This is a genomic window from Pseudomonas sp. CM25, assembly GCF_013179705.1.
GTDB lineage: Bacteria > Pseudomonadota > Gammaproteobacteria > Pseudomonadales > Pseudomonadaceae > Aquipseudomonas.
In genome coordinates, this window is the sequence record NZ_JABMCW010000628.1 from 1 (window position 1) to 1,452 (window position 1,452).

The window sequence follows — 1,452 nt, forward strand, 5'->3', positions numbered from 1 at the left end:
ACCGATTCCGACTTGCGCATGCCAGTGCCGTACAACAAGGCAATGATCGCTGCGTCGCGCACCCCCTGCGGCCGCGGGTCCGCCGCACACACGTCCATCAGTTCGCGGATCAGGCTGCGGCGCAGGTTGCGCCCTGGCGGCAGGCGGCTGCCGGTGGCCGGCTTGACCTCGCGAATGCGCAACAACTGCTCATGGTCGATCAGGCCCTGGCGCCAGGCTTCGTTCATCACCCCGCGAATGGCGTTGACGTATAGCGACGAACTGTTGGGCGCATAGCCGTCGGTGCGCAGGGCCGCCACCAGGGCGATCACATGGCCGGGCTCCAGCCGATGCCAGGGCACCTCGACGAGGTTGCAGTCGACAAAGCCCAGCCGGTCGGCGGCGTCCTGAAGAATGTAGCGCATGGTTTGCTGGCTGGATGGGGCCAGACGGGCCATGTACTGCAGCAGCGGGTTTTTCGAGAGGTCGGACAAAACGTGAATCCTGTAGCGGTGCGTCGGGCCGCCAGCGCAACGGCCAAACTCTGAAGCAAGTCATAACGACAGACGAGCGAGTCTCGATGACCGTACTGCACGTCATGCGGACTCAAAGAAGTGCCATCACCTTGATATGCAAGGCGTTTGAAACTGGCACGGGTCGTGATCTTACCCCAATTGCAGCCCTGAACGAACCAAGGCCCGCCCACCGGATCAGCCTATCGCTGCCGGCCACCAGCCCGGGAACATCTGCTGTACCCTCGGTTCGGCAAAGCGCTCATCGATCAGCACCAGCACACCACGATCCTGATCGCCCCGAATGACCCGACCGGCCGCCTGGATCACCTTGCGCACGCCGGGGTACAGATAGGCGTAATCGAAGCCCGCACCAAACTGGCGCCCCAGCCGCTGCTTGAACTGCTCATTGACCGGGTTGACCTGGGGCAGCCCGAGCGTGGCAACGAATGCACCGATCAGCCGCGTCCCCGGCAAATCCACGCCTTCGCCAAAAGCACCGCCCAATACGGCGAAGCCGATGCCCTGGCCATCGGTGACGAACCGATCCAGAAACGTCTGGCGCGCTGCTTCATCCATGCCCGGTTGCTGCGCCCATATGGGAATCTGCACATGCTGCTCGGCCAGCAACCCGGCTACCTGCTGCAGGTATTCAAAGCTGCTGAAGAATGCCAGATAGTTGCCCGGCATCTGTTCATACTGGCGGGCAATCAGCTCGACAATGGGTGCCAGTGAGGCCTGGCGCTGCTGGTAGCGGGTGGAGACCTGGCTGGCAATGCGTACTTCCAGCTGCTCGGGTCGAAATGGCGCCGCCACCTCCAGCCACGCGGTGTCGGCCGGCATGCCCAGCAGGTCGCTGTAGAAGTGCCGCGGACTCAGCGTGGCAGAAAACAGCGTCACACTGCGTGCCGCTTGCATGCGCGGGGCCAGCAGGCGTGCCGGGGTGACGTTGCGCAGGCAC

The 1,452-nt window shown here is 63.6% G+C and carries 2 protein-coding genes; both read right to left on the minus strand.

Annotation, left to right across the window (positions count from 1 at the left end):
• A partial coding sequence (gene xerC / locus HP546_RS30160) for a tyrosine recombinase XerC (RefSeq protein ID WP_372242486.1) occupies positions 1–473 on the minus strand: 473 nt, incomplete at its 3' end.
• A gap of 216 nt (positions 474–689) precedes the next feature.
• Positions 690–1,452: ATP-dependent DNA helicase (locus HP546_RS30165; protein ID WP_172233515.1), on the minus strand; the 763-nt coding region annotated here is incomplete at its 5' end.